27 protein-coding genes are annotated in these 23,891 nt (G+C 32.7%); 22 read left to right on the top strand and 5 right to left on the bottom strand.

What is annotated here, in order from left to right; all coding sequences use genetic code 11:
- The first annotated feature begins 10 nt into the window (after window positions 1-10).
- From M0M44_RS03500 to M0M44_RS03485, 4 genes are all read left to right on the top strand, one after another.
- Window positions 11-190 (top strand): hypothetical protein, encoded by a 180-nt coding sequence (locus tag M0M44_RS03500; RefSeq protein WP_035691350.1) that lies wholly within the window; start codon window positions 11-13, stop codon window positions 188-190.
- 95 nt (window positions 191-285) lie between these two features.
- Window positions 286-969 (top strand): methyltransferase domain-containing protein, encoded by a 684-nt coding sequence (locus tag M0M44_RS03495; RefSeq protein WP_008465231.1) that lies wholly within the window; start codon window positions 286-288, stop codon window positions 967-969.
- 7 nt (window positions 970-976) lie between these two features.
- A complete protein-coding gene (locus M0M44_RS03490; protein WP_248728521.1) occupies window positions 977-1,978 on the top strand; it encodes a class I SAM-dependent methyltransferase in 1,002 nt (333 codons plus the stop codon).
- Between the two features lie 101 nt (window positions 1,979-2,079).
- Window positions 2,080-2,271, top strand: coding sequence for a hypothetical protein (locus tag M0M44_RS03485; protein WP_008465227.1), 192 nt, complete (start codon window positions 2,080-2,082; stop codon window positions 2,269-2,271).
- Between the two features lie 238 nt (window positions 2,272-2,509).
- Here M0M44_RS03485 and M0M44_RS03480 read toward each other — a convergent pair whose 3' ends face one another.
- Complete coding sequence (locus M0M44_RS03480) at window positions 2,510-3,721, bottom strand: tyrosine-type recombinase/integrase (RefSeq protein WP_248728520.1); 1,212 nt, start codon at window positions 3,719-3,721, stop codon at window positions 2,510-2,512.
- A gap of 355 nt (window positions 3,722-4,076) precedes the next feature.
- On the opposite strand from M0M44_RS03480, the gene M0M44_RS03475 reads away from it, so the two are divergent.
- Window positions 4,077-4,478, top strand: coding sequence for a helix-turn-helix domain-containing protein (locus M0M44_RS03475; RefSeq protein ID WP_248728519.1), 402 nt, complete (start codon window positions 4,077-4,079; stop codon window positions 4,476-4,478).
- Window positions 4,479-4,647: 169 nt separating this feature from the next.
- Entirely contained in the window at window positions 4,648-5,067 is a 420-nt protein-coding gene (locus M0M44_RS03470) for a very short patch repair endonuclease (protein WP_248728518.1), read from the top strand.
- On the opposite strand, the gene dcm is transcribed toward M0M44_RS03470, so the two are convergent.
- Entirely contained in the window at window positions 5,064-6,050 is a 987-nt protein-coding gene (gene dcm, locus M0M44_RS03465) for a DNA (cytosine-5-)-methyltransferase (RefSeq protein WP_248728517.1), read from the bottom strand. The genes M0M44_RS03470 and dcm overlap by 4 nt on opposite strands.
- 473 nt (window positions 6,051-6,523) lie before the next feature.
- Between dcm and M0M44_RS03460 the strand changes: the two genes are divergently transcribed.
- Window positions 6,524-6,805 (top strand): hypothetical protein, encoded by a 282-nt coding sequence (locus tag M0M44_RS03460; protein WP_248728516.1) that lies wholly within the window; start codon window positions 6,524-6,526, stop codon window positions 6,803-6,805.
- A gap of 33 nt (window positions 6,806-6,838) precedes the next feature.
- Here M0M44_RS03460 and M0M44_RS03455 read toward each other — a convergent pair whose 3' ends face one another.
- The gene (locus M0M44_RS03455; protein ID WP_248728515.1) at window positions 6,839-7,429 is read right to left on the bottom strand and encodes a riboflavin synthase; all 591 of its coding nucleotides are present in this window, start codon (window positions 7,427-7,429) and stop codon (window positions 6,839-6,841) included.
- A gap of 57 nt (window positions 7,430-7,486) precedes the next feature.
- Here M0M44_RS03455 and pdxA point away from each other — a divergent pair, with 57 nt between their 5' ends.
- The 12 genes from pdxA to M0M44_RS03395 all read left to right on the top strand — a co-directional run bounded on the left by pdxA (window position 7,487) and on the right by M0M44_RS03395 (window position 15,963).
- Window positions 7,487-8,536: a 4-hydroxythreonine-4-phosphate dehydrogenase PdxA gene (gene pdxA, locus M0M44_RS03450; RefSeq protein WP_248728514.1), complete on the top strand. Its 1,050-nt coding sequence runs from the start codon at window positions 7,487-7,489 to the stop codon at window positions 8,534-8,536.
- A gap of 105 nt (window positions 8,537-8,641) precedes the next feature.
- Window positions 8,642-9,184, top strand: coding sequence for a YceD family protein (locus tag M0M44_RS03445; RefSeq protein ID WP_248729981.1), 543 nt, complete (start codon window positions 8,642-8,644; stop codon window positions 9,182-9,184).
- A 9-nt stretch (window positions 9,185-9,193) separates the two neighbouring features.
- Entirely contained in the window at window positions 9,194-9,388 is a 195-nt protein-coding gene (gene rpmF, locus M0M44_RS03440) for a 50S ribosomal protein L32 (RefSeq protein WP_008465217.1), read from the top strand.
- Window positions 9,389-9,562: 174 nt separating this feature from the next.
- Entirely contained in the window at window positions 9,563-10,561 is a 999-nt protein-coding gene (locus M0M44_RS03435; RefSeq protein WP_095928351.1) for a beta-ketoacyl-ACP synthase III, read from the top strand.
- Between the two features lie 23 nt (window positions 10,562-10,584).
- On the top strand, window positions 10,585-11,070 hold the full coding sequence (gene accB / locus M0M44_RS03430) for an acetyl-CoA carboxylase biotin carboxyl carrier protein (RefSeq protein WP_095928350.1): 486 nt from the start codon (window positions 10,585-10,587) through the stop codon (window positions 11,068-11,070).
- A gap of 110 nt (window positions 11,071-11,180) precedes the next feature.
- On the top strand, window positions 11,181-12,527 hold the full coding sequence (gene accC, locus M0M44_RS03425) for an acetyl-CoA carboxylase biotin carboxylase subunit (protein ID WP_248728513.1): 1,347 nt from the start codon (window positions 11,181-11,183) through the stop codon (window positions 12,525-12,527).
- 332 nt (window positions 12,528-12,859) lie between these two features.
- On the top strand, window positions 12,860-13,156 hold the full coding sequence (locus tag M0M44_RS03420; protein ID WP_248728512.1) for a hypothetical protein: 297 nt from the start codon (window positions 12,860-12,862) through the stop codon (window positions 13,154-13,156).
- 75 nt (window positions 13,157-13,231) lie between these two features.
- Window positions 13,232-13,528: a hypothetical protein gene (locus tag M0M44_RS03415; RefSeq protein ID WP_248728511.1), complete on the top strand. Its 297-nt coding sequence runs from the start codon at window positions 13,232-13,234 to the stop codon at window positions 13,526-13,528.
- Between the two features lie 28 nt (window positions 13,529-13,556).
- Window positions 13,557-13,847 carry a hypothetical protein gene (locus M0M44_RS03410; RefSeq protein WP_248728510.1) on the top strand — a complete coding sequence of 97 codons (291 nt, stop codon included), beginning with the start codon at window positions 13,557-13,559 and terminating at the stop codon, window positions 13,845-13,847.
- Window positions 13,848-13,865: 18 nt separating this feature from the next.
- Window positions 13,866-14,159, top strand: coding sequence for a PepSY-like domain-containing protein (locus M0M44_RS03405; RefSeq protein WP_248728509.1), 294 nt, complete (start codon window positions 13,866-13,868; stop codon window positions 14,157-14,159).
- A gap of 14 nt (window positions 14,160-14,173) precedes the next feature.
- Window positions 14,174-14,470 (top strand): PepSY-like domain-containing protein, encoded by a 297-nt coding sequence (locus tag M0M44_RS03400; protein ID WP_248728508.1) that lies wholly within the window; start codon window positions 14,174-14,176, stop codon window positions 14,468-14,470.
- Between the two features lie 137 nt (window positions 14,471-14,607).
- Window positions 14,608-15,963, top strand: coding sequence for a sigma-54-dependent transcriptional regulator (locus tag M0M44_RS03395; RefSeq protein WP_248728507.1), 1,356 nt, complete (start codon window positions 14,608-14,610; stop codon window positions 15,961-15,963).
- Window positions 15,964-16,000: 37 nt separating this feature from the next.
- Here the strand turns inward: M0M44_RS03395 and M0M44_RS03390 are convergent, their stop codons facing one another.
- Both M0M44_RS03390 and M0M44_RS03385 read right to left on the bottom strand, forming a co-directional pair.
- Window positions 16,001-18,439, bottom strand: coding sequence for an ATP-binding protein (locus tag M0M44_RS03390; protein ID WP_248728506.1), 2,439 nt, complete (start codon window positions 18,437-18,439; stop codon window positions 16,001-16,003).
- Between the two features lie 187 nt (window positions 18,440-18,626).
- Window positions 18,627-20,528, bottom strand: coding sequence for a S9 family peptidase (locus tag M0M44_RS03385; protein WP_248728505.1), 1,902 nt, complete (start codon window positions 20,526-20,528; stop codon window positions 18,627-18,629).
- Window positions 20,529-20,824: 296 nt separating this feature from the next.
- On the opposite strand from M0M44_RS03385, the gene M0M44_RS03380 reads away from it, so the two are divergent.
- The 3 genes from M0M44_RS03380 to M0M44_RS03370 are packed head-to-tail and all read left to right on the top strand — an operon-like array spanning window position 20,825 to window position 23,674.
- Complete coding sequence (locus M0M44_RS03380; RefSeq protein ID WP_248729980.1) at window positions 20,825-21,937, top strand: NAD(P)/FAD-dependent oxidoreductase; 1,113 nt, start codon at window positions 20,825-20,827, stop codon at window positions 21,935-21,937.
- Window positions 21,937-22,728: a monofunctional biosynthetic peptidoglycan transglycosylase gene (gene mtgA, locus M0M44_RS03375; RefSeq protein WP_248728504.1), complete on the top strand. Its 792-nt coding sequence runs from the start codon at window positions 21,937-21,939 to the stop codon at window positions 22,726-22,728. Before M0M44_RS03380 ends, mtgA begins: the two co-directional genes overlap by 1 nt.
- The gene (locus M0M44_RS03370) at window positions 22,703-23,674 is read left to right on the top strand and encodes a lipid A deacylase LpxR family protein (protein WP_248728503.1); all 972 of its coding nucleotides are present in this window, start codon (window positions 22,703-22,705) and stop codon (window positions 23,672-23,674) included. The genes mtgA and M0M44_RS03370 overlap by 26 nt, the downstream gene beginning before the upstream one ends.
- Window positions 23,675-23,891 lie beyond the last annotated feature (217 nt).

The following is a 23,891-nucleotide window of genomic DNA, read 5'->3' as shown; positions in this document are numbered from 1 at the left end:
GAAATAGTGTATGTTAGATTTGAAAAATTTTCAAGCAGCAGTTAAAGAAGGACAGAAGTTGTCTTTGGAGCAATTTAAAAGTATTGCACTTCAAGAACAAGATCAAGTTGATTTGGAGAAATTAACTGGAGGGATTTTAGGTGCTTGTCACTGGGAAAGAATTCCTGGAGGTTATCAATATAGCTGGTAATATTCCAGCTGATAACTAAAATTGTATTAATAGGGAAGTTGATTCAAACTTTCCTATTTTTTATTTAACTAATAAAAAATTTTAATTCAATAGAGATGATGAATGCTGATTGGAATTTTTCAGGTGAAATTGTTGAAAAATTCGACAACCATATTTTAAAATCTGTTCCTATGTATAAGGAGGGACATGATTTGGTTTGTCGCCTTTCCGATTTTTTTCTTTCAAATGATTCGGTGTGTTATGAGATAGGGTGCAGTACAGGTTCACTTACATTGCAACTAGCTGAACACAACAGAAAAAAGAATATAAAGTTTATAGGAGTAGAAATCGAACAAGACATGGTTGATTTTGCTAATAAAAAGGTTTTAGAATACAATGAAATCGATATCATATGTGATAATATTCTAAGTATGAATCTTGACAAAGCTGATATGATAGTTTCATACTATACAATTCAATTTATTAAACCTAGAGAGAGGCAACTGATTTTTGATAAAATATATGAGTCACTTAATTGGGGAGGAGCATTTGTTCTATTTGAAAAAGTTCGTGGACCGGATGCTAGGTTTCAAGATATTTTTACAGCTTTATATAATGACTACAAATTAGAACAAGGTTTTTCTAAGGAAGATATTTTTGATAAGACGCGGAGTTTAAAAGGAGTTTTGGAACCTTTTTCTACTCAAGGCAATTTGGATTTACTTCAGAGAGCTGGATTTAAAGATGTTGTCAGCATTATGAAATATGTTTGTTTCGAAGGTTTTTTAGCAATTAAGTAAATTTTTTATGGTATTTAATACAGATTTTGTAATAATTGGTGGTGTTAAAATTTACATTAAAGATGTAGATTCGTATTTAGCTGAATCATTTTTACTCCTTTATAACAGTAATAAAAGTAATGAAAATAAACTTTTAAATTTAAGCAGATATAATGGTGAAAGACAGCAATATGTTGATAAACTTCTTGAAGCATATTTAGAGAATTTTAATAATATTAATGAAATTTTAGCAGTATTAAAAGATACAGTTAGTGTTGATAATATCTTAAAGTTAAATTTGAATAGAAATGATAATTATCAAATAACATTAAAAGATTTTTGGTACCTAAAGAGAGATTGGTGCTATTTAAAAGAAGGGGAAGAGCAGATTGAAATCATTGTTAATTCTATAAAAGAAGAACTTAGTAATTATAAATTTCAAAATTCTTTGTTTTTAGGTTGTGGAGCAGGTAGATTAGTTGTCGAATTTTGTGATATTTTTGATAAAATATATTCTACAGATAAATCTTTTTCCATGATATGGCATATAAATAAGTTGCTAAATAATGTTAGCTATGACTTTTATAATCCTAATCCAAAGAATGTCTTTAAAATAGAAGATGTTGCAAGAAAATATACTGCTGCAATAGACATTGAAAATAGAAAAAAAATAGCTGATAAAATTGATTTTTTTGTTTCTGATGTCTTAGACTTGCCATTTAATAATTATTCTTTAAATACTATATTTTCAATCTACTTTACCGATGTAATTGCTCTCAAGCTTTGGTTTCCTAAAATTAATAGTATTTTAAAATCAAAAGGATTATTTATTCATTTTGGACCTTTAGATTACTTCTTTTCTGATGAGACGGAAATGTTAACGGCTGAAGAATTTAAATCGTTTTTTGAAAAGAATAATTATAAAACAATAGTTGATAAAATAATTGAAACTCCACATTTAAAAGATGATAGTTCGATTTCATATCAAATTTATAAAAATTGGTTTTTCATTGCAGAGAAACAACTTTGAAAATATGAGGAGTAGTAAATATAAAAATTATATGAAAATACTTGCGATTATGGATTCTATTTGTAGTTTTGTACCTATTAATAACTTAAAAAAATATAACTATGTTAGATTTGAAAAATTTAAAAAATGTTGTTAAAGACAACCAAAAAATGTCTCTTGAGCAATTTAAAAGCATTGCAATTAACGAACAAGATCAAATGGATTTAGAAAAATTAACAGGGGGAATTTTAGGAGCTTGTCATTATACAACTTCACCTTACACTCCAGATTATATTAGATTCCGTGTGAATTAGTATTATCTTAAAAAGAAGGATAGCACAAAATTTTTTTCTAAAATTGAAAAATTATTTTTGTGCTATTTTTTTTGGTTTATTTTTTAACTAAACATAGTCAAAATATGATTTTTCCAAATATGATATTTATTAAAGACCGTTGAAAAAAAGTTTCTACCCCTATTTGATTAATGAATTAAGCCCGTAGGATCTAACTAGATTGAATGGTTTTAAAGTAATGAAGTATTGTGTTTTTTAATTAAAAAATAATGTCATCAATCATTTTGTCTAAAGTATTGCTTGGAAGTGTATTTAAATAGGACATCGTAGATTTAATATCTTTGTGACCTAAGGCTTCCTTGATAATATCTATTGAGATATTGTTGAATTTTAAGATAGTTGCAAAAGAATGCCTTGCACAGTAATACGTGATTTTCTTTTGAATACGTAAATCAGTAATAATTCTTTTAAGAGGTGTATTTATGTATATTTTTAAATATTTTTCTTTCCTATTATTTATATAAATTTCGGAGTTTTGATTATTATGAATAATATTGAACAGATAAAGTGAGTCTCCTGGCGAAGTATACTCCTCGATTTTACGCTTCCAATATTCGTTTATTTTAAAATTTACAATTACCCCAGTTTTACTCCTTTTATATGTAATTGTTTCTTTATATAGATCTGTTTTTTTTAATTGTATTAGGTCAATGAAATTGATTCCTCTACCATAAAAACTTAGTAAAAACATATCTCGAGCTATGATGTCTTTTTTTTCTAACAGTTTTACATTTTTCAATGACTCAAGTTCTTCTTCAGTTAAATATTCCTTCTTACCACCTTCCTTAATTTTTGACACTTTAAATTTATTAAACGGATACATTGTTGCAGGAATAATTTCACGTTTAATAGCCTTATTAAAAACAGCCCTTAAAGTGCGGATTCTTATGCCAATGGTACTTTGGCTATTATTATTGCCATTTAAAAAAGATTGATATTTATAAATCGCATCAACGGATAAATCTCTAAAAGTGATTTCGGTTTTTCCAAAAAAACGTTGAATCGATTTTAGGGTTTCCTTTTCAATATTTGAGGTTGATAATTTTCCTGCATTTTTAATTTCTTCGATTAAACTTTCGTGAAAAGTAGTATAGCTTAATGATTTCTGTTTTCCAGAATCTTTTTTGAATTTGGTTATAATATCTTGCAAGGTGAATGGTGTTTCATCAGCTTCAAATTCATAAATAATAGTATTAATCCGACCCGAATATTTTTCAATCAGGTCATTAATTTGCTTGTATTCTTTGTGTGATTTTTTGAGACGTTCTGTTTCAAATGACCAATCTTCATATTTGCATTTCTTCCTGATCGATAAACTTGTATTTATCCTGTCCTTAATTAATACAAGATTAATAAAGTACTCGCCTTTTGCATTTGGTGTTGCTTTTAATGTAAATTTGTATGATACCATAATTGAAAAGAGATTGTAATTTTTGACGAGCATTTGACGAACAAATGTACAATTAAAATAAGAAATAATGATTTATTAGTGTTTTTAAAAATCTTAATTAGTTGATTTACAGTTATAATAATGAAAACATAAATTATAATAAAAGAAAAGGAATCTGACTCATAATCAGGTGGTCCCTGGTTCGAGCCCAGGTGGGACCACACTTTTAGAAACATAAAGCCTTTACATCAATGTAGAGGCTTTTTTGTTTTATGTCTCGTCCTAAAAAGGTTGACTATAGATGTGTTATCTGACAAAAGAATGTTTTTAGAGGGATATTTTTTTATCTTTGAGCCTTTAGAAATCTATACTCATTATGGAACAAAAAATACATCAGGGAAGAAATGTAAAACGTTTTAGAGAAATGCTTGGTATTAAACAAGAAGCATTGGCTTTTGATCTGGGAGATGACTGGAACCAAAAGAAAATTTCTATGCTGGAGCAAAAAGATGTAATTGAAGATAATTTGCTGAAGCAAATCTCAAATGCATTAAGGATTCCTGTTGAAGCTTTTCAGAATTTTGATGAAGAAAAAGCGGTAAATATTATTTCTAATACTTTTAACGATCAATCTAATGGATATAATTATTATCCAACTTTTAATGTAAATCCTGTCGAAAAATGGATAGAAGCTTTAGAAGAAATAAAACGTCTTAATCTGGAGCTTCTAAAATCTAAAGACGAACAAATTAAGCTTTTGGAAAAGCTAATCAAATAAATAATTTAGGAATAATTCCTATTTGCAAAGCCTTTACAGAAATGTAAAGGCTTTTTTGTTTTTTGCCCTTTTCGAAATGTGAAAATTGAAATTTTTCACATCAAAAATTAAACTTCCCTTTTCCTAAAATCCCTTAACTTTATCCATCCAAAACAAATTTAATCTTCAGATGGATAGATTAACTCCCGAACAAAGGAGGAAAACGATGCAGGCGATAAAAAGTACTGCTACAAAAGGCGAAGTAAGGCTTGCAAAAGCATTATGGAAATTGGGTCACAGATACCGAAAAAACAATAAGAAAGTATTTGGAAGGCCAGATCTTACTTTTGCCAAATATAAAATTGCCATTTTTGTTGATAGTGAATTCTTTCATGGAAAAGATTGGGAAACGGAGCAACTAAGAATTAAAACGAATCGAGAATATTGGATTCCGAAAATCGAAAGGAATATACAGCGCGACGAAGAAGTCAATGCTTTTCTTATTTCTGAAAATTGGACGATTTTAAGATTCTGGAGTAAAGAAATTGAGAAGAATCTAGAGGTTTGCTTGGCAAAAATTGAAGGGACAATTATGCGTTTAAGTATTTAAACTTTTTCAGCTTTTAGCTGTCTAGCTTCTGCTTTCTCAATGCATTTGAATATTTCAGAAGCAAGTCTTTCTATAACAGGCATACTTACTGAATTTCCGGCTTGTTTGTAAAGGCTGGAATTTGAAATTTTGGGTAATTTATAATGATCTGGAAATCCTTGAAAACGAAAACATTTTCTTGGAGTTAATTTTCTAAAGCCAAATTCAGTTGTAATGATTGGAACATTGTGGCCGCCAGTTCCCATATTTGCAGTTAAAGTGGGGCAAACTTCTTTTTTGTTTTCTCGCACATACTGCCTCCTGAATTGATAAATTCTATCTTCTCTCACAACTGTTTCCTTTAACATATTGTACATGTATTTGTCTTCGGTGTAATAGAATTTTTTATCGACTTTTTCTTTTGTAATTAAGTCGGTTAGCTTCTTGGTTAATTCTTCTTTCTCTGGAAAATTAAATCTAAAGCCTTTTTTTACGAATTTTTTGTCAAAAGCAACCATGAAAATTCGCTCTCGATTATGCGGAATATTTCCAAAATCTTTAGTGTTCAAAATAGCGCTGTCAAAAGTGTAGTCCCGTTTTTTGATTTCGCGCTGAATTACTTTCATTGTGTTTCCTTTGTCATGTCCTTTTAGGTTTTTGACATTCTCAAGAAACACTACTTTGGGACGCATTTCGTCAATAAAATCTAATATTTTAAAAAAATGATTTCCTCTGCTGTCTTTAAAACCTTTTCTGTGGCCAGCTAGAGAAAAAGGTTGGCATGGAAATCCAGCTGTAAGAATGTCAATTTTATTGAGATCTTTTACGTCTAGCTGCATTACATCTCCTTCTATTAGAGTGTGCTCAAAATTGTTTCTGTATGTAACACAGGCTTTTTTGTCAAATTCATTTGCCCACTCTAATTTAAAACCTGCATTTTCAAAACCTAAACAAATACCGCCAACACCTGCGTATAAACTTCCGACTGTATATGGTTTTTTCATTTGATTAATTAAGTTAAAAATAGATTTGAATTTGAAGTTTTAAATCTTTTGGAATTGGATTGTATGTGTGTTTTGATTTTACAAATATATTAATTTGAGAATATTCTCTTAAATGTAATTAAAGTTGAACCCAAACTTCTTTTTTTGGCGTATATTCGGTGAAAGAGATTTTTTGAGAGAACAAAAAAGATTGCTTTTGCTAAGATAAGTAAATTCTTATGGTCTTTTGGTTCTTACGAATAGTGCTGGAAATGAACATTATTCTTCTAGAACGTTTTCTGAAAGGATTAGAAGTGTTTTTAAGAAAAATGTTAAAATTTGTTCTGGATTTTTGGTTTTAAAAGTTGGTTTTGTTTAAAAAACTTATACTTTTGTCCAAGATTTTGGAGATAGAAAAGCGCTTGTGCGAAATTTCTATTAAAGAATATTTATCAATAATTATCTAGAATTGCTTTTTGCAATAGCTTGAATTTATGAAAAATCTAAAAGCCCCATTTTTAGTAATTGCCTTATTATTAAATGTTTTGATAATGTCTGCTGGATCTGCGCATCCGCCAGTTCCAGTAACTTCAGGAAGTACAGCCAAAACTGCGAATGCTACGTCTGCCGCTGATTGTGAGGATCCAGAGCTGCCTAGCTGTAATCCTGAAGCAAATATGCCAATTGACCAACATGTTGTTTTTCTACTATTAGGTGGTTTAGCTCTAGGTGCTACTGTAATATATAAAAGTCAAATAAAAAAAGCTTCAATTTAATTGAAGCTTTTTTTATAGAAAAATTTAAAACTATTACTTATTTATTGAGTAAAGTCTAGAGATATATTTTCCTACTACGTCAAATTCAAGGTTGATTTTTGTTCCAACTTTGAAATCTTTAAAATTAGTGTGTTCATAAGTATACGGAATAATTGAAACGCTAAATTCATTCGTTTTAGAATTTACAACCGTAAGGCTGACTCCGTTTACTGTAATCGAACCTTTTTCGATTGTGATATTGTTTTGATTTTTGTCGTATTCAAAAGTATAATTCCAACTTCCGTTTGCTTCTTCAATTTTAACACAGGTTCCAGTTTGGTCTACGTGGCCCTGTACAATATGTCCATCCAGACGGTCACCAAGTTTCATTCCTCTTTCTAGATTTACAATGTCGCCAGTTTTCCAATCGCTAATATTAGTTTTTAGAATAGTTTCGTCGATTGCCGTCACGGTATAAAGAGAATCTTTAATGGCTACTACTGTAAGGCATATTCCATTGTGAGAAACGCTTTGGTCTATTTTTAATTCGTGGGTTATTGATGAGTCAACTGTTATGTGAAGATTGTTTTGATCTTTTTGAATTTCGTGAATCCTTCCGAGTGTTTCTATAATTCCTGTGAACATTGTGGTTTTATTTTACTAAATTTGCACATCAAAATTAGTAATAAATAAACTGAGCTCATGAATAAAAAAGCAGAAAATATAATTGTTGGAATTTCAGTGGGAGATTTAAACGGTATTGGAAGCGAAGTTATACTGAAAACATTCGAAGATTCTCGTATGTTGGAATTGTGTACGCCGGTTATTTTTGCAAATGCTAAAATTCTTTCATTCGTTAGAAAGAGCTTTACATCGACAGTTCAATTTCATGGAGTTGATAAATTAGATCAAATCGTTCCAGGTAAAATAAATGTTCTGAATCTTTGGAGAGAAGGGGTTGATATAAGCTTTGGAGTAAATGATCCTAAAATAGGTGAATATGCAATTAAGTCTTTTACGGCAGCAACAAAAGCTTTAAAAGATGGTGAAATAGATGTTTTAGTAACGGCTCCTATTAATAAATACAATATACAGTCTGAGGATTTTAAATTTCCTGGGCACACCGATTATTTGAATCAGGAATTAGAAGGCGATGCGCTAATGATGATGGTTCAAGATAATTTGCGAGTAGGCTTAATTACAGATCATGTGCCGTTAAACGAAGTGGCTTCTCATTTGACAGAAGAATTGATAACAAAAAAAATAGAAACTATTAGAAAATCTTTGATCCAGGATTTTAGTATAGTGAAGCCAAAAATTGCAGTTTTAGGACTGAATCCGCATGCTGGTGATGGCGGTGTGATTGGAAAAGAAGACGATCTGATTTTGAAGCCAACTTTAAAGGAAATCTTCGATTCGGGAACAATGGTTTTTGGTCCATTTCCTGCGGATGGTTTTTTTGGAAGCAGTCAATATGAGAAATATGATGCTATCGTGGCAATGTATCACGATCAAGGATTAATTCCGTTTAAGACATTGTCTTTTGGAAAAGGCGTGAATTATACAGCAGGTTTAAATAAAGTTAGAACCTCTCCAGACCACGGTACAGCTTATGATATTGCTGGTAAAGATATGGCAGATTATAATTCTTTTAAAGAAGCAGTCTATCTTGCGATTGATATTTTTCGCTCGCGTAATCAGTATGAGGAGATTAGCCAAAAACCTCTTAAAATAAAAGAAAAACAGTTATAAACAAAAAAAGGTCAATAAGATTATTAGATTTGTAATAATTTTATATCTTTGCACCCCAATTCAGATATCTAGTTTTAGAACTGAATGGATCAAATTGATGTTGAAATGAGCAAAACAAAAGAATTTTTAATTCCTTTCGTAGGATTAAAACTAGGAAAACACCATTTTGAGTATCAAATAAATAACGAGTTCTTTAAGAATTTTGAATACGATGAGTTTCAAAGTTCGGATATTAAAGTTAATTTACTTTTCGAAAAGAAAAGTACCATGTTAGAGTTAGAATTCAAACACAAAGGAACAGTAAATGTGCCTTGTGATCTAACAGGCGAAGATTTTGATTTACCTATAAAAGGGAAAATGAAGTTAATTGTTCGCTTTGGAGACGAATTTAATGATGATAATGAAGAATTGTTGATTTTGCCACATGGTGAACATGAGGTAGATATAGCGCAATATATTTATGAAATGATCGCGCTTTCTGTACCTCACAAGAGAATTCATCCAGGTGTTAAAGACGGAAGTCTACAAACAGAGGCTTTGACAAAACTAAATGAGTTAAGTGTAAAAGAACAAAAGGAAGAGAGTAACAAAGAAGAAGATATTGACCCGCGTTGGGAAAAATTAAAGAAACTATTAACGGATAAATAATATAGTAAAATGGCACATCCTAAGAGAAAAACCTCGAAAACAAGAAGAGATAAGAGAAGAACACATTACAAAGCTACTGTAGCTCAAATCGCTACATGTCCTATTACAGGTGAGGCGCATTTATACCACAGAGCTTACTGGCATGAAGGTAAAATGTACTACAGAGGGCAAGTTGTTATCGATAAATCTGAAGCGGTTGCTTAATACGTTTTTGTAAATTATACTAGAACTCTCACATAGTGAGAGTTTTTTTTGTTGATTATAATTTTCGTTTTTTAGGAAAATATAGACAAATTCGTTACGTTTTTTTTGTAATTTTCGGGTCTTTTAAAAATTTTTCAAATTAATCGTAATTTGAAAAGAAAATAATAGAATATAATGAATACAATCACAGCCGCCATTACCGCTGTTGGAGCTTATGTTCCTGACTTCGTTCTTTCGAACCAAGTATTAGAAACAATGGTTGATACCAATGATGAGTGGATTACCGCTCGAACAGGAATTAAAGAAAGAAGAATTCTTAAAGATGCTGATAAAGGTACATCTTACCTTGCTATACAAGCAGCAAAGGATTTAATTGCAAAAGCAAATATTGATCCGCTTGAGATTGATATGATTATAATGGCAACTGCGACACCAGATATGATGGTGGCTTCTACAGGAGTATTTGTTGCAACAGAAATTGGAGCCACAAATGCATTTGCATACGATTTGCAAGCGGCATGTTCAAGTTTCTTATACGGAATGTCTACAGCTGCAGCGTATGTTCAGTCTGGACGTTACAAAAAAGTACTTTTAATTGGTGCCGATAAAATGTCATCTATTGTAGATTATACTGATAGAGCAACTTGTATTATTTTTGGAGATGGAGCTGGAGCAGTTCTTTTCGAACCAAATTATGAAGGTTTAGGTTTGCAGGATGAATATTTAAGAAGTGATGGTGTAGGGCGTGACTTTCTTAAAATACCTGCAGGAGGTTCTTTGATTCCTCCTTCTGAAGATACTGTAAAAAACAGACAGCACAATATTATGCAAGACGGTAAAACTGTTTTCAAATATGCTGTAACTAATATGGCAGATGCTAGTGAATTGATTTTACAGAGAAATAACTTGACAAATCAAGATGTTGACTGGTTAGTGCCACACCAAGCTAATAAACGTATTATTGATGCTACTGCAGGAAGATTAGAATTGGAAGATTCTAAAGTTCTAGTAAACATCGAAAAATATGGTAATACTACTTCTGGAACTTTACCATTAGTATTGGCTGATTTTGAAAATAAGCTTAAAAAGGGAGATAACATTATCTTTGCCGCTTTTGGTGGTGGATTCACTTGGGGATCTATCTATTTAAAATGGGCTTACGATAAAAAATAAATTAAAACTAAAAACGAATCATTATGGATTTAAAAGAAATTCAAAACCTAATCAAATTTGTTGCAAATTCGGGCGTTGCAGAAGTGAAGTTAGAAATGGATGATGTAAAAATCACGATCAGAACAACTTTAGAAACAAATGTAACTGAAGCAACTTACGTACAGCAATTACCTGCTCAGGCAGCTTTACCTCAAGCGGCAGTTCCACAAGTTACGGCTCCAACAGTTGTAAGTGTAACTCCAGAAGCGCCAGCTGCTAACGATTCTAAATATATTACTATAAAATCTCCAATTATTGGAACATTCTATAGAAAACCATCTCCAGACAAACCAGTTTTCACAGAAGTTGGAAGCACTGTTTCTAAAGGAGACGTTCTTTGTGTAATTGAAGCAATGAAATTATTCAACGAAATCGAATCTGAAGTTTCTGGTAAAATTGTAAAAATTCTTGTAGACGATATGTCTCCAGTAGAATTTGATCAACCTTTATTCTTAGTAGATCCATCATAAATAAATTTAGATTTTAGATTTTAGATTTTAGATTGATCTGACAGAATTAATACATCAGGCATCTAAAATTATCTAATTATCAAATTGTCTAATTATCTAATTAAAATAAGATGTTTAAAAAAATATTAATTGCGAATAGAGGAGAAATTGCACTACGTGTAATTCGTACATGTAAGGAAATGGGAATAAAAACTGTTGCAGTTTACTCTACAGCCGATGCAGAAAGTTTACATGTTAAATTTGCTGATGAAGCGGTTTGTATTGGCCCTCCTCCGAGTAACTTATCGTATTTGAAAATGTCAAATATCATTGCTGCTGCAGAAATTACAAATGCAGATGCAATACATCCAGGTTATGGATTTCTTTCTGAGAATGCTAAGTTCTCAAAAATTTGTCAAGAGCACGGAATTAAATTTATCGGTGCTGCTCCAGAAATGATCGACCGAATGGGAGATAAAGCTTCTGCTAAAGCTACAATGAAAGCAGCAGGAGTACCTTGCGTGCCAGGTTCAGATGGATTGTTAGAGTCTTATGAACATGCACAAAAAATAGCTAAAGAAATTGGTTACCCAGTTATGATGAAAGCTACTGCTGGTGGTGGTGGAAAAGGAATGCGTGCAATCTGGAAAGAAGAAGAGCTTTTAAAAGCTTGGGAAAGTGCACGTCAAGAAGCTGCTGCAGCATTTGGAAATGACGGAATGTACATGGAGAAACTTATTGAAGAGCCACGTCATATCGAAATTCAAGTTGTTGGAGATTCTTACGGAAAAGCATGTCACCTTTCTGAAAGAGACTGCTCAGTACAGCGTCGTCACCAAAAACTGACTGAAGAAACACCTTCGCCTTTCATGACAGACGACCTTCGTGCAAGAATGGGAGAAGCTGCTGTAAAGGCTGCTGAATTCATTAAATATGAAGGAGCTGGAACTGTAGAGTTTTTAGTGGATAAACACAGAAACTTCTATTTCATGGAAATGAATACTCGTATCCAAGTTGAGCACCCAATCACAGAACAGGTTATTGATTATGATTTGATCCGTGAGCAAATTATGGTTGCTGCTGGAATTCCGATTTCTGGTAAAAACTATCTTCCACAATTACATGCTATTGAAGTTCGTATTAATGCTGAAGATCCTTACAACGATTTTCGTCCTTCACCAGGAAAAATTACTACGCTTCATATGCCAGGAGGACATGGAGTTCGTTTAGATACTCACGTTTATTCAGGATATAGCATTCCACCAAACTACGATTCTATGATTGCTAAGTTAATTACAACTGCGCAGTCTCGTGAAGAAGCTATCAGCAAAATGCGTAGAGCTTTGGATGAGTTCGTAATCGAAGGTGTGAAAACTACAATACCTTTCCATAGACAATTAATGGATGATCCAAAATATATTGCAGGAGATTACACAACTGCATTTATGGATACATTTAAAATGAATAGTCCAGAATAATTATAAAGGCTTCCAAATTTGGAAGCCTTTTTTCTTTATAAACCTTTTTAAATTCCGATATTCAAATTCCAAATTCCAAAATTGGAAATCTAAACTATAGAATTTGGAATTTGATTTATTAAAATTTTTCTAAAGGTTACACTAAAAGTGTTTACTTATTACACACCTTTTTTCACATTTACACACCTTTCTTCTTTTGTCTTTTTTTGCTATATTTGATGTAAAGTCTTTTAATACAGGTTTTTACGGTCTTTGGCACGGCTCTTTTCTTTTACGGCATAATAATTTCATTACTTAAAGCGTAAACAACTATTAATTTAAATATATACGTTATGAAAAATTTATTTTTATCAGCCGCAATTGTTTTAGGAAGTTTAACTTCATTTGCTTCAACCACTCCGATTACCAATACAAATGTAAAAGTGGTTTCTATAGCAGACGATTATACTGAAATCAAATTAGAAGAATTACCAGCTGCTATTAAAGAATCTTTGAAAAAAGCATATCCAGAAGCAGTAATTACTAAAGCATATAAAAACGAAAAAGCACAGTATAAACTTGACGTAACTGTTGGCGATAAAGTAGGAAACTTATTTGCTAATGCAGACGGAACTTGGATTACACAATAATCTAAAAATTAGGTTTTGTGAAAATCAGGATCAAGAATACTAAGATCAAATTAACTATATTAAAAAACAACTATCATGAAAAATTTATTTTTATCAGCCGCAATCGTTTTGGGAGGTTTAACATCATTTGCTTCAACTTCGCCAATTTCAAATACAATCGTAAAAACAATCTCTATCCAAGATGATTATACAGAGATTAAATTGGAAGAAGTTCCAGCAGCAATAACAGATGCTCTTAAAAAAGCGTATCCAGATGCTGTGCTTTCTAAAGCATTTAAAAACACAAAATCTGAATACAAGCTTGAAGTAACTGTTGGAGATAAATCAGGGAACCTTTTTGCTAACGCAGATGGAACTTGGATTAAAAAATAATTAAGTCTAACCCTTAAAAGCTATTACTATGAAAAAGTTAATCTTATCGGCAGCAATTGTTTTAGGCAGTTTGTCGATGAACGCAGAAACCCCTGTTGCAACCAATCTAATGGTGCAGACAGTAAATGATCAGGATGGATACAAAGAAGTAGATGGAGTTCCGGCAGCCGTAAAAAAAGGCTTAGATGAAGCTTATCCTGGTGTAGTGCTTGAGAAAGCATGGGTAAATGATAAAAAGGAGTACAAAATTGAGATAACCGTTCGAGGTGAAAAATCGATCGTTTATACAGACGCTTCTGGGAACATTCTTAAAAAATAATTTAAACCACTAAATATTATGAAAAAGTTAATCTTATCAGCAGCGATTGTTTTAGGAAGTTTTACAGTAAATGCTACGGTTCTTCCAGCAGTTTCGATTTCTCAATCAGTATTCGTTCAAAGTGAATTTACTGAAGTGTCTATAGATGCCGTTCCGGCCGCTGTAAAGTCTACACTTGAAAAATCTTTCCCGAATACTAAGCTAGAAAAAGCTTATAAAAACGAGAAAAATGAGTACAAACTTGAGATTTCAAGTGGAGAAAAGAAGTATACAATTTTTACAGATGCTTCTGGAAATATCATTAAGAAATAATTAAAATCAGCATCATGAAAAAACTAATCTTATCAGCAATAGTGATTCTAGGAACTATGTCAATGCATGCAAATGTATTGCCTGTTTCTCAAGACACTAAAGCAACTGTAGCCATTCAATCTGAATATACAGAGGTTACGGTAGATGCTGTGCCTGCACCTGTGAAAACAGCTTTGCAGACAGCTTATCCAGGAGCAAAACTGGATAAAGCATTTGTCAATGACAAAAAAGAGTACAAACTAGAAATATCAGTTGGAGACCAAAAGGCTACTGTTTACTCAGATGTCAATGGTAACTGGTTGAAGATATAATTAGGTGAATTTAGATTTATGTTTTTGGTGAAAAAGAGATTGCATTGTGCAGTCTCTTTTTTTTTACATATTTTACATAATTTTATGAAATAACAAGTTTAATAATATTATTTTAGCAAAAAAGTCCCTAAAAGCAAATGCCGAAGATATTACTGATAGAAGATGATATTGCGTTCTGTAAATTATTAGAGAAATTTCTAATCAAAAAAGCGTATGAAGTAACTACTACTTTCTCTGCGACAGAAGCGCGTGAAGCAGTTAAAAACGAGTCATTCGATTTGATTTTGACCGACCTTCGCTTGCCTGATTCTGATGGTATTGGACTTATGTCTGAATTTAAAATTTCTCACCCACATATTCCGGTTATTTTAATGACAGGATACTCTGATGTAAATACTGCTGTTAAAGCCATAAAAAATGGAGCGGCAGATTACATTTCCAAACCATTTAATCCAGACGAAGTTCTTCTTGTAATTACTAATGCATTACAAGTGACAAAAGAGGAAGAAGAACAAGCTCCTGTAAAAGAAAAAAAGACAGTAAAAAAACAGTCTTCATCAGGAGAAAATGAATTTGTTAAAGGAATTTCTGTTGCATCCAAAAAGCTTTTAGATCACATTCAGCTGGTAAGCCCGACAGATATGTCAGTTTTAATAATTGGTGAAAGCGGAACGGGAAAAGAAATCATTGCCAAAAGCATTCATCAGCAAAGCAGAAGAAAAGACAATAATTTTATTGCTGTAGATTGTGGAGCCATTCCAAAAGAATTAGCGGCAAGCGAATTTTTTGGACATTTAAAAGGATCTTTTACTGGAGCAATCAATGATAAAAAAGGATATTTTGAAGCTGCAAATGGCGGAACTTTATTTTTGGACGAAATAGGAAATCTTTCGTACGAAAACCAAATCCAGTTGTTAAGAGCGCTTCAAGAGAGAAAAATTAAACCGGTAGGAAGCAATAAAGAAATAAACGTTGATATACGCATTATTACGGCCACAAATGAAGATTTACGTGAGGCTGTAAAAAACGGCGATTTTAGAGAGGATTTATACCATAGAATCAATGAATTTTCAATTCAGTCACCATCTTTAAAAGATCGAGGCGAAGATTTAATGGTTTTTGCAGATTATTTCTTAGAAAAAGCTAATCAGCAATTGCATAAAGAGGTCATTGGGTTTTCTCCAGAAGTGGTTTCTATTTTTCAGAACTACTCTTGGCCAGGAAATTTACGAGAATTGCAAAACTGTGTAAAACGTGCAACTCTTTTAACTCGTGGTGATTTTATCGAAAGTGATGTACTTCCAGCAGAATTCTTCCAGATTCAAAATCAGCCTGCTTCAACTGCTGAAGTTTTCTCATTGTCTGAAAACGAAAAAGAAACTATTATTAGCGCCTTGTCAAAAACGCAAAATAATAAATCTGAAGCAGCAAAACTGCTTAAAATTACCAGAAAAACACTTTACAATAAATTGAAACAATATAATATTGAATAAAAAAAGCAGTCTTTTTAGACTGCTTTTTTTTATTGCTTTAAATCTCTTGTTTTAATTCTTTAAAAAGGACTTCTATTTTTTCGGATAAATCTGCGTACGTCGCTTTTATATCGATTGTATTTAAATCCTCTTTTTCTAGATTTTTTAAAAGTTCGCCAATCTCATTTGCCTGAATTTGCTTGAACATGGGAGCAATACGATGCGCAATAGATTTTATTTCATCATGATTTTTCTCTTGAACTGCAGCTTTTAGAAAGCCTAAATTTTCGATCGATGTTTCTATAAAAGATTTCAGAACTTCTTTCAAAGCCGATTCATCCTGGCCTAAAAAATCTTTCAAAGTTTCTAAAGAATATATTTGAGAAGCATTTTCGTTTGCATTCTCCGTAGATTCAGTTATTGGAATTTCTTCATGATCTAAAATATGTTGAATCGTTTCCAGTAAAATTTTTGGCGAGTAAGGTTTCTTTATGACGGTAGTGAAACCAGCATTTTTATAAACCGAAAGGTCCAAATCGGTGCGGCCAGTCAATGCGATGACAGGCTGATTTTTGAAAATGGTATCTGGAAGTTCGCGAAGTTTTTCTAAAAATAGAAATCCGTCTATTTCTGGCATTTGAATATCGGTAATGATAAAATCAAAAGGCGTGGTCTGAAGCGTTGCTAAAGCTTTTGCCGGATTAGTAAAAGAATAAACCTTATGTTGTTCTTGTTTTAAAACCCCGCTTGTTAGATTCAAAAGATTTATGTCGTCATCAACAACAATAAAAGTTTGTGTCTTAATGCTTTTTGACGTCTTCGGTTTTAGTTCGGTTGCAGTAAAGTTTTGGCTATTATCAAATAATAAAGGCAGTTTAATAATGAATGTGCTTCCTTTTCCAAAAATACTTTCCAAAATTAAATTACCGCCCAAAATAGAAATGATTTTCTGGCAAATAGATAACCCTAAACCAGTTCCGCCATATTTCTTTTCAATGTTTTCATTCGCTTGAGCAAATTCTTCAAAAACCAATTTCTGATTTGCTTTTTCAATTCCGATTCCAGTATCTTGAATTGAAATGGTAAAAAACTGATCATCATTTAGGTAAGCGGCAATTCGAATATAGCCTTCCTCGGTAAATTTATAAGCATTTCCGATAATGTTAGTCAAGATTTGTTTTAAACGAAATGGATCGCCTACAATGCGTTTCTGAAATTGTTCGTCTACATTGATAATAAGATCAATGTCTTTTTGCTTGTAAACCGTTTGAATATTTCTGGCCACATCTTCAATAACTTCTGGCAACGAAAAGGGGACTTTTTCTATAGAAATTTTTCCTGCTTCGATCTGCGAAAAATCGAGTAAATCCTGAACCAATTGCGTAATATATTCAGACGAGTTTTTAATGTTTTTTATAAAATAGGATTGCTTCGTATTGATGTCTGAATTTCCTAAAAGTTCAGAATAGCCCACTATGGTGCTCAAAGGCGTTTTTAAATCGTGACTCACTGTCGAGATTAATTGTTCGCGGCTTTTCAACAGATTTTTGGTTTTGAAATTCGCGATTTCGAGCTGTTTTTTATACAATTGAGATTTAGAATAATCGCTTACAATTAGAATCGAGAAAAACACTGTGAGTAACAAACCAATAACTGCCGAAGCCGTTACAATTTCGTTGACTCTTTTTAATGATTTCTCTTTTAATGAATTGTTTTTGATCGAATTGATGATGATTTCTCGCTCAATAATGCGAAGTATTTTTCTAAGTTGATCCGAAATTGCAATTTCATTCTGAAGCAGTTTATTTTCTTCAAAATTCAAAGATTCTTTTTTCTTTTCTGCTTTTATTTTTACAGAACTCAAAAGCTTTTTAGAGTTGGCTAAAATAGAATCAGAAGCTTTTTTGCTAAGTGTATTGGTGCTGTCGTCTGGAATGTTCGAATTTAAATAATCAACATATTGTTGTAAAACACTTCGCTGATAACTCCCCAACTGATTTGGGTTTTTAGTAAAATCCTGAAGTTCGAGTTTTCTTAAATTAAACTCCATTTTCGTGATTTCATCAATAGCATTATTTACAGAAGTTTCATCGTCTGCTTTATTCTTGATTTCTCTTAACTGTTTAATGTTTTCTGTTTTTTCAGACAAAAAATAAGTTACACTATCTAGAAGTGTTTTCTGGTATTCGGTAGTAACAACTTGTTTTAAAGTATCGATACGTTTGCGAAGAGAATCAGTTTCGATAAGATAATTTTTAAAATCTTTTTCGGAGTTGTTCTGAATCGTTTGCCTTGCTAAACTTTCAGTTTTATAAACATTAGAATACAATCTACTAACTCTGATGATTTTGTTTTTTTCTAATGCAATCTTGTCTTCCAGTTTGTTGTAAACTACATTTTCAGAATAAAGAAACCATCCAACTGTAACAACCAAAGCCAATAATGCAACATAGCTGAATAAAACTTTGATTGCGGTGTAGCTTCTTTTTGTTTCCATATTTTTGTTTGAAAGATTTGAGGGAATTCGATCCCGAAGCCTCGGGATTAAAACATTGCAATTTATCTAAAAAAATCTATTTTACGAAGAGTAAATTTACCCATTATGTTATATAATTGTGAGGTCTGCAAAGAAAAACAGCCGTAGATTGTGTAAATCTACGGCTGTCCAATATTGTTTTTATGAATTACAAAGTTTCATCTAACCATTTGAAGAATTCACCTTGCCAAACTTGAGCGTTCTGAGGTTTTAAAACCCAGTGATTTTCATCTGGGAAATAAACAAATCTACTTTTGATTCCTCTTAATTGAGCAGCTTGGAAAGCTTCTTGTCCCTGCCCGATTGGCACACGGAAATCTTTTCCTCCTTGGAAAATCAAAATTGGTTTGTTCCAATTTTGAACCAGAGTTGCAGGATTAAAAGTTGTATAAGCCTTTTGTGCTACAGCATTGTCTTTTTCCCAATATGGCCCACCAAAATCCCAATTGTTAAAGAAAACTTCCTCAGTAGTTCCTAACATTGAAACAGTATTGAAAACTCCATCATGAGCAATAAATGTTTTGAAACGATTTTTGTGGATTCCTGCTAAATAAAATACAGAATATCCGCCGTAACTAGCGCCAACGCATCCTAAACGAGTTTTGTCAATATAACTTTCTTTTGCCACATCGTCAATCGCAGAAAGGTAATCGTCCATAACTTGCCCGCCCCAATCTTTACTAATTTGTTCATTCCACTCAACTCCATGTCCTGGCATTCCACGACGGTTTGGCGCAACAACAACATAGCCTTTAGCAGCCATTAAAGAGAAATTCCAACGGAAAGAATATGATTGTGTCAACGGACTTTGTGGTCCGCCTTGACAGAATAATAAAGTTGGATATTTTTTAGAAGCATCAAAATTTGGAGGAAGAATTACCCAAACCAGCATCTTTTTACCATCGGTTGTTGTAACGTAACGTTTTTCTGTTTTGCTTAACGCTAAAGTTTTATAAGTACCTGTATTTACATTTGAGATTTGTTTCCAAGTATTTTTCTTTAAGTTGAAAGAATAAATCTCACCTGCGTGATTCATATCAGTTCTTGTAACAATGATTTCATCGCCAGCAAAGCCAACCAAATCATTTACGTCAAAATCTCCATTAGTCAATTGACGAACATTGATCGCGATTTTAGTTAAACCAGGAAAATTAACAGAGAAAAGTTGTTTTGTTCCGTCAATTGGAGCTACAAAGAAAACTGTTTTTCCGTCTTTACTCCAGATGAAATTGTCTACAGTTCCGTCCCAGTTTGCAGTTAAGTTGGTTTTGATTCCTTTAAACTCGACAATAATGTCGTTTTTATCAGACTCATAACCGTCACGTTTCATTTGTAGCCAAGACAAATTTCCTGTTGGCGAAAATTGTGGAGCAGTATCGTAACCTAAATTACCTTCAGTTTTATTCGTTGTTTTTTGAGTTTCTAAATTGTACTCATAAATATCTGTGTTGGTAGAAATTGCATAAGCAGTTCCTGCCTTTTTCTTGCACACATAAAAAATGCTTTTGCTGTCTGGAGACCAGATGTAATCTTCGTCACCACCAAAAGGTTTTTGCGGAGAATCGAAAGTTTCACCTTTCAAGACGTCGATTCCTTTTGCCCCGTCTTTATTTTCTTTATAAAAAACGTGATTAAACTTTCCTTCGTTCCAAGTGTCCCAGTGGCGGTAATCTAAACCATCATAAATTTGAGCGTCAGATTTGTCAAGACTTGGGTAGAAATCTTTACCTAATACTTTATCGATTTTTACTTCTTCATTGTAAACGACAAATTTTCCGTTAGGAGAAATGTTTTTGTCTTTTAAAACGTCTTTAGTGTCTTTAATTTCAGTCGCATTACCTCCGTTTACTGGAATAATATAAAGTTTAGAAGTCGATTTGTTATCGGCTACAGAAGGTGTTGAAACCTTGTAAACAATATTTTTTTCATCTTTAGAAAGGCCGAGTGGAGTTACTCGTCCTAATTTCCATAACAATTCCGGAGACATTACATTTTGTCCGATAGCATTTAAACTCATCATTATTAAGGTTGTTACTACTACTTTTTTCATAATCAAATTATTCTTTTTTTTGTGGTGCTAAAAATACAACATTTAAATTCCAAGTTGTTAAATTCCAAATCCCAAAAAATGTTAAAATTCCAAGTTGTAATACGGAGTGAAGTCGAAGAGTTTACCCGTAATGTGGCTTCGACTTCTCTTAGTCTGACAGTTCGAGTAAAATTGTAATCAATGGGTTTGGAATTTGGAATTTCATTTAGTTTTGGATTTTAAAAAATTGTAATTTAACCCAAGATTGGAATTTGGTCCCGAAGCCGCGGGATATAATATTAGACTTTATTAAAATGATGGAATTAAGCTATTGGGAACTCAAAAATTGGTTTGCAAATATTGATTATACAATTGTAGGAAGCGGAATCGTAGGTTTACATACCGCATTACGCTTACGCGAAAGATTTCCTGCCGCAAAAATTCTGGTTCTTGAACGCGGAATGCTGCCTCAAGGAGCAAGTACCAAAAATGCTGGTTTTGCCTGTTTCGGAAGTCTTTCTGAAATTATGGATGACTTAAAAACACATTCAGAGGAAGATGTTGTGGCACTTATAGAAAAACGATGGAAAGGTTTGCAGTTGCTTCGAAAAAGATTAGGAGACGCAGCAATCGATTTTAAACCTTACGGCGGATATGAATTATTTTTGAAAGAAGATGAATTTGGATTTAATGAATGTATTTCTAAAATTCCGTTTATCAATGAAGTTCTGAAACCACTTTTTAAAGCGGATGTTTTTTCGAAAGAAGTAGACCGTTTTGGATTTGGAAATAGTAACGAGTATTTAATTTTTAATCCATTTGAAGGACAGATCGATACTGGAAATATGATGCAAGAATTGCTGAAGCAAGCTATTTCAGCAGATATTTTAATTTTAAATCAGCAAACGGTAAAATCGTATATCGATGCTGGAAATCATGTCGAAGTTGTAGTAAACGATTTTAGTTTTAAAACCCAAAAACTGCTTTTTGCCACCAACGGCTTTGCGGACGAATTAACAAAAGGTGCTGTAAAACCGGCAAGAGCGCAAGTGCTTATTACAGAGCCCATTCGCAATTTAGACATCAAAGGGACGTTTCATTTAGACCGCGGTTATTATTATTTCAGAAATATTGGAGATCGTATTTTATTAGGCGGAGGACGAAATCTTGATTTTGAGGGAGAAACAACAACCGAATTTGGACAAACGAAAATTATTCAAAATAGATTGGAAGATTTACTGAAAAATGTAATTTTACCAAATCAGGATTTTCAGATTGCGCACCGATGGAGTGGGATCATGGGAATCGGAAATAGTAAGAATCCTGTCGTAACCCAACTTTCTGAGAATGTATTCTGTGGAGTGCGTTTAGGCGGAATGGGAGTGGCGATAGGAAGTTTAATAGGAACAGAATTAGCAGATTTAATATAATGGCAGCAACCAAAAAACCGGCACCAAAAACAACTACAAACAAACCAAAACCTAAAACTTCAGCTTCAAAAAAATCGAATCGTTCTTTTGGAGAAAAAGTGAAATGGTTTTTTATCAAAGCCGCTTTATGGTTTTTTGGAATTTCAATAGGATCGGTTGTGTTTTTTAAATATGTTCCTGTGCCCTTTACGCCATTAATGCTTATTCGTGCGATCGAAAATAAAATGGCAGGAAAAGAAGTTTATTTTGACCACGACTGGGAACCGATTGAAAAAATATCAATGAATTTGCAAAAAGCAGTTATTGCGAGCGAAGATGGAACTTTTTTAACTCACAATGGTTTCGATTTTAAAGCACTTCAAAAAGCTTATAAAAGTAACGAACGCGGACGCCGAATTCGAGGCGGAAGTACTATTTCGCAGCAAACGGCCAAAAATGTCTTTTTATGGCAAGGAAAAAGTTATTTCCGTAAAGGTCTAGAAGCGTATTTTACGATTTTGATTGAAATTATTTGGGGCAAAGAGCGCATCATGGAAGTCTATTTGAACAGTATCGAAATGGGTGACGGAGTTTATGGCGCTTACGCAGCCACAGAACATTGGTACAGACGAGATGCTTCGAGTTTAACACCAATGCAGGCAGCAGGAATTGCCGCGATTCTGCCTAATCCAAGAAAATTTAAAGCTACAGGATCTTCAAGTTATATCAATAGAAGAAAAGAACGAATTGTACGTGAGATGCGTTACGTTGGAAAAATCAATTATAATGGAAAAGAAGAAAAGAAAAAGTAAAAAATCGCTTTTTGCTTTTCTAATATTGACCGTAACGCTCACTTTTGGACAAGGAAAAACTACAGAAATAGGTTTTATATCTGATAACGATTTATACACATCGTCTAAATATGATATGTATTATACCAACGGTTTGGAGCTTTTTTATCGTTTTTTATCAAAAAATGACAATCCGAAAATAAATAAAGAAATAACCGAATTTAGAATTGGTCAGTACCTTTACAATCCCAGATTTTTAAACAAAGAAGCAGTTACGATAAACGACCGGCCCTTTGCAGGCTATCTTTTTGCAGAAGTGGGAAAAAGCTTTTTCTACGAGAGCGAATCGGTTTTAAAGACTGATTTTCAAATTGGTTTTCTTGGTCCGAATGCTTTGGGTGAAGAATTACAGGAAGGTTTTCATAAAATAATTGGCTATAAAAAAGTATATGGCTGGGAAAATCAGATTCATAATGCTTTAGGATTTCAGGCTCACGCTATTTACTCAAAAAAAATGTTTTCTTCAAAACATAATGATTTTGTAGATCTTCATTGGCAGTCGGAAGGTAATTTGGGAACTATTTTCTCTGGAGTTTCTACAGGATTTATGGCTCGATTTGGTTTTAAAAGACTAATTCCAATTTACAATTCAAATATGTACGATGCTTCAGTAAGTAAAGAAGCGCAGCCCAATATTAGAGAATTTTATTTCTATGCCGCGCCAAGTGTCAATTATCAATTTTATGATGCCACGATCGAAGGCAGTATGTTTAACGATACAAGTCCGATTACGTTCGATTTGGAACCGCTCCGTTTTAATGCCGAAGCGGGTTTAAAGTATCGACACAACAACTTTAATATGTCGTATTCTTTCCTATATCGTGGAAGAGAATTAAACGATCCAGGAATTGATACTAATTCGGGATATTTTTATGGATCTATTAGGATGGGGTTTTTGTTGCGTTAAGGATTTCTGCCACAAAGGCGCTAAGACGCAAAGATTTCTTAATAGAATAAAATTGTAAAAGTTATGTGGAATTATTTTTTCTTGTTTGTCTTTTTTGCCTTATATGCTTTTCTGAGTTACAAATGGGGATCATTTTTGATTCCAAACTTTGTTGTGGGATTTGTTGTGTTGCTATTCTTGACCTATTTTTATTATAAACATACTGATAGGGGATTGA

The sequence above is a fragment of the Flavobacterium humidisoli genome, from assembly GCF_023272795.1.
Taxonomy (GTDB): Bacteria; Bacteroidota; Bacteroidia; order Flavobacteriales; family Flavobacteriaceae; genus Flavobacterium; species Flavobacterium humidisoli.
This window is presented reverse-complemented; position numbering and strand designations above follow the sequence as displayed.

What these genes read in the sequence shown, in the direction of transcription:
- M0M44_RS03500 (WP_035691350.1), top strand. Translation starts at nt 11, where the DNA reads ATGTTAGATTTGAAAAATTTTCAAGCAGCAGTTAAAGAAGGACAGAAG.
- M0M44_RS03495 (WP_008465231.1), top strand. Translation starts at nt 286, where the DNA reads ATGATGAATGCTGATTGGAATTTTTCAGGTGAAATTGTTGAAAAATTC.
- M0M44_RS03490 (WP_248728521.1), top strand. Translation starts at nt 977, where the DNA reads ATGGTATTTAATACAGATTTTGTAATAATTGGTGGTGTTAAAATTTAC.
- M0M44_RS03485 (WP_008465227.1), top strand. Translation starts at nt 2,080, where the DNA reads ATGTTAGATTTGAAAAATTTAAAAAATGTTGTTAAAGACAACCAAAAA.
- M0M44_RS03480 (WP_248728520.1), bottom strand. Translation starts at nt 3,721, where the DNA reads ATGGTATCATACAAATTTACATTAAAAGCAACACCAAATGCAAAAGGC.
- M0M44_RS03475 (WP_248728519.1), top strand. Translation starts at nt 4,077, where the DNA reads ATGGAACAAAAAATACATCAGGGAAGAAATGTAAAACGTTTTAGAGAA.
- M0M44_RS03470 (WP_248728518.1), top strand. Translation starts at nt 4,648, where the DNA reads ATGGATAGATTAACTCCCGAACAAAGGAGGAAAACGATGCAGGCGATA.
- dcm (WP_248728517.1), bottom strand. Translation starts at nt 6,050, where the DNA reads ATGAAAAAACCATATACAGTCGGAAGTTTATACGCAGGTGTTGGCGGT.
- M0M44_RS03460 (WP_248728516.1), top strand. Translation starts at nt 6,524, where the DNA reads ATGAAAAATCTAAAAGCCCCATTTTTAGTAATTGCCTTATTATTAAAT.
- M0M44_RS03455 (WP_248728515.1), bottom strand. Translation starts at nt 7,429, where the DNA reads ATGTTCACAGGAATTATAGAAACACTCGGAAGGATTCACGAAATTCAA.
- pdxA (WP_248728514.1), top strand. Translation starts at nt 7,487, where the DNA reads ATGAATAAAAAAGCAGAAAATATAATTGTTGGAATTTCAGTGGGAGAT.
- M0M44_RS03445 (WP_248729981.1), top strand. Translation starts at nt 8,642, where the DNA reads ATGAGCAAAACAAAAGAATTTTTAATTCCTTTCGTAGGATTAAAACTA.
- rpmF (WP_008465217.1), top strand. Translation starts at nt 9,194, where the DNA reads ATGGCACATCCTAAGAGAAAAACCTCGAAAACAAGAAGAGATAAGAGA.
- M0M44_RS03435 (WP_095928351.1), top strand. Translation starts at nt 9,563, where the DNA reads ATGAATACAATCACAGCCGCCATTACCGCTGTTGGAGCTTATGTTCCT.
- accB (WP_095928350.1), top strand. Translation starts at nt 10,585, where the DNA reads ATGGATTTAAAAGAAATTCAAAACCTAATCAAATTTGTTGCAAATTCG.
- accC (WP_248728513.1), top strand. Translation starts at nt 11,181, where the DNA reads ATGTTTAAAAAAATATTAATTGCGAATAGAGGAGAAATTGCACTACGT.
- M0M44_RS03420 (WP_248728512.1), top strand. Translation starts at nt 12,860, where the DNA reads ATGAAAAATTTATTTTTATCAGCCGCAATTGTTTTAGGAAGTTTAACT.
- M0M44_RS03415 (WP_248728511.1), top strand. Translation starts at nt 13,232, where the DNA reads ATGAAAAATTTATTTTTATCAGCCGCAATCGTTTTGGGAGGTTTAACA.
- M0M44_RS03410 (WP_248728510.1), top strand. Translation starts at nt 13,557, where the DNA reads ATGAAAAAGTTAATCTTATCGGCAGCAATTGTTTTAGGCAGTTTGTCG.
- M0M44_RS03405 (WP_248728509.1), top strand. Translation starts at nt 13,866, where the DNA reads ATGAAAAAGTTAATCTTATCAGCAGCGATTGTTTTAGGAAGTTTTACA.
- M0M44_RS03400 (WP_248728508.1), top strand. Translation starts at nt 14,174, where the DNA reads ATGAAAAAACTAATCTTATCAGCAATAGTGATTCTAGGAACTATGTCA.
- M0M44_RS03395 (WP_248728507.1), top strand. Translation starts at nt 14,608, where the DNA reads ATGCCGAAGATATTACTGATAGAAGATGATATTGCGTTCTGTAAATTA.
- M0M44_RS03390 (WP_248728506.1), bottom strand. Translation starts at nt 18,439, where the DNA reads ATGGAAACAAAAAGAAGCTACACCGCAATCAAAGTTTTATTCAGCTAT.
- M0M44_RS03385 (WP_248728505.1), bottom strand. Translation starts at nt 20,528, where the DNA reads ATGAAAAAAGTAGTAGTAACAACCTTAATAATGATGAGTTTAAATGCT.
- M0M44_RS03380 (WP_248729980.1), top strand. Translation starts at nt 20,825, where the DNA reads ATGGAATTAAGCTATTGGGAACTCAAAAATTGGTTTGCAAATATTGAT.
- mtgA (WP_248728504.1), top strand. Translation starts at nt 21,937, where the DNA reads ATGGCAGCAACCAAAAAACCGGCACCAAAAACAACTACAAACAAACCA.
- M0M44_RS03370 (WP_248728503.1), top strand. Translation starts at nt 22,703, where the DNA reads ATGGAAAAGAAGAAAAGAAAAAGTAAAAAATCGCTTTTTGCTTTTCTA.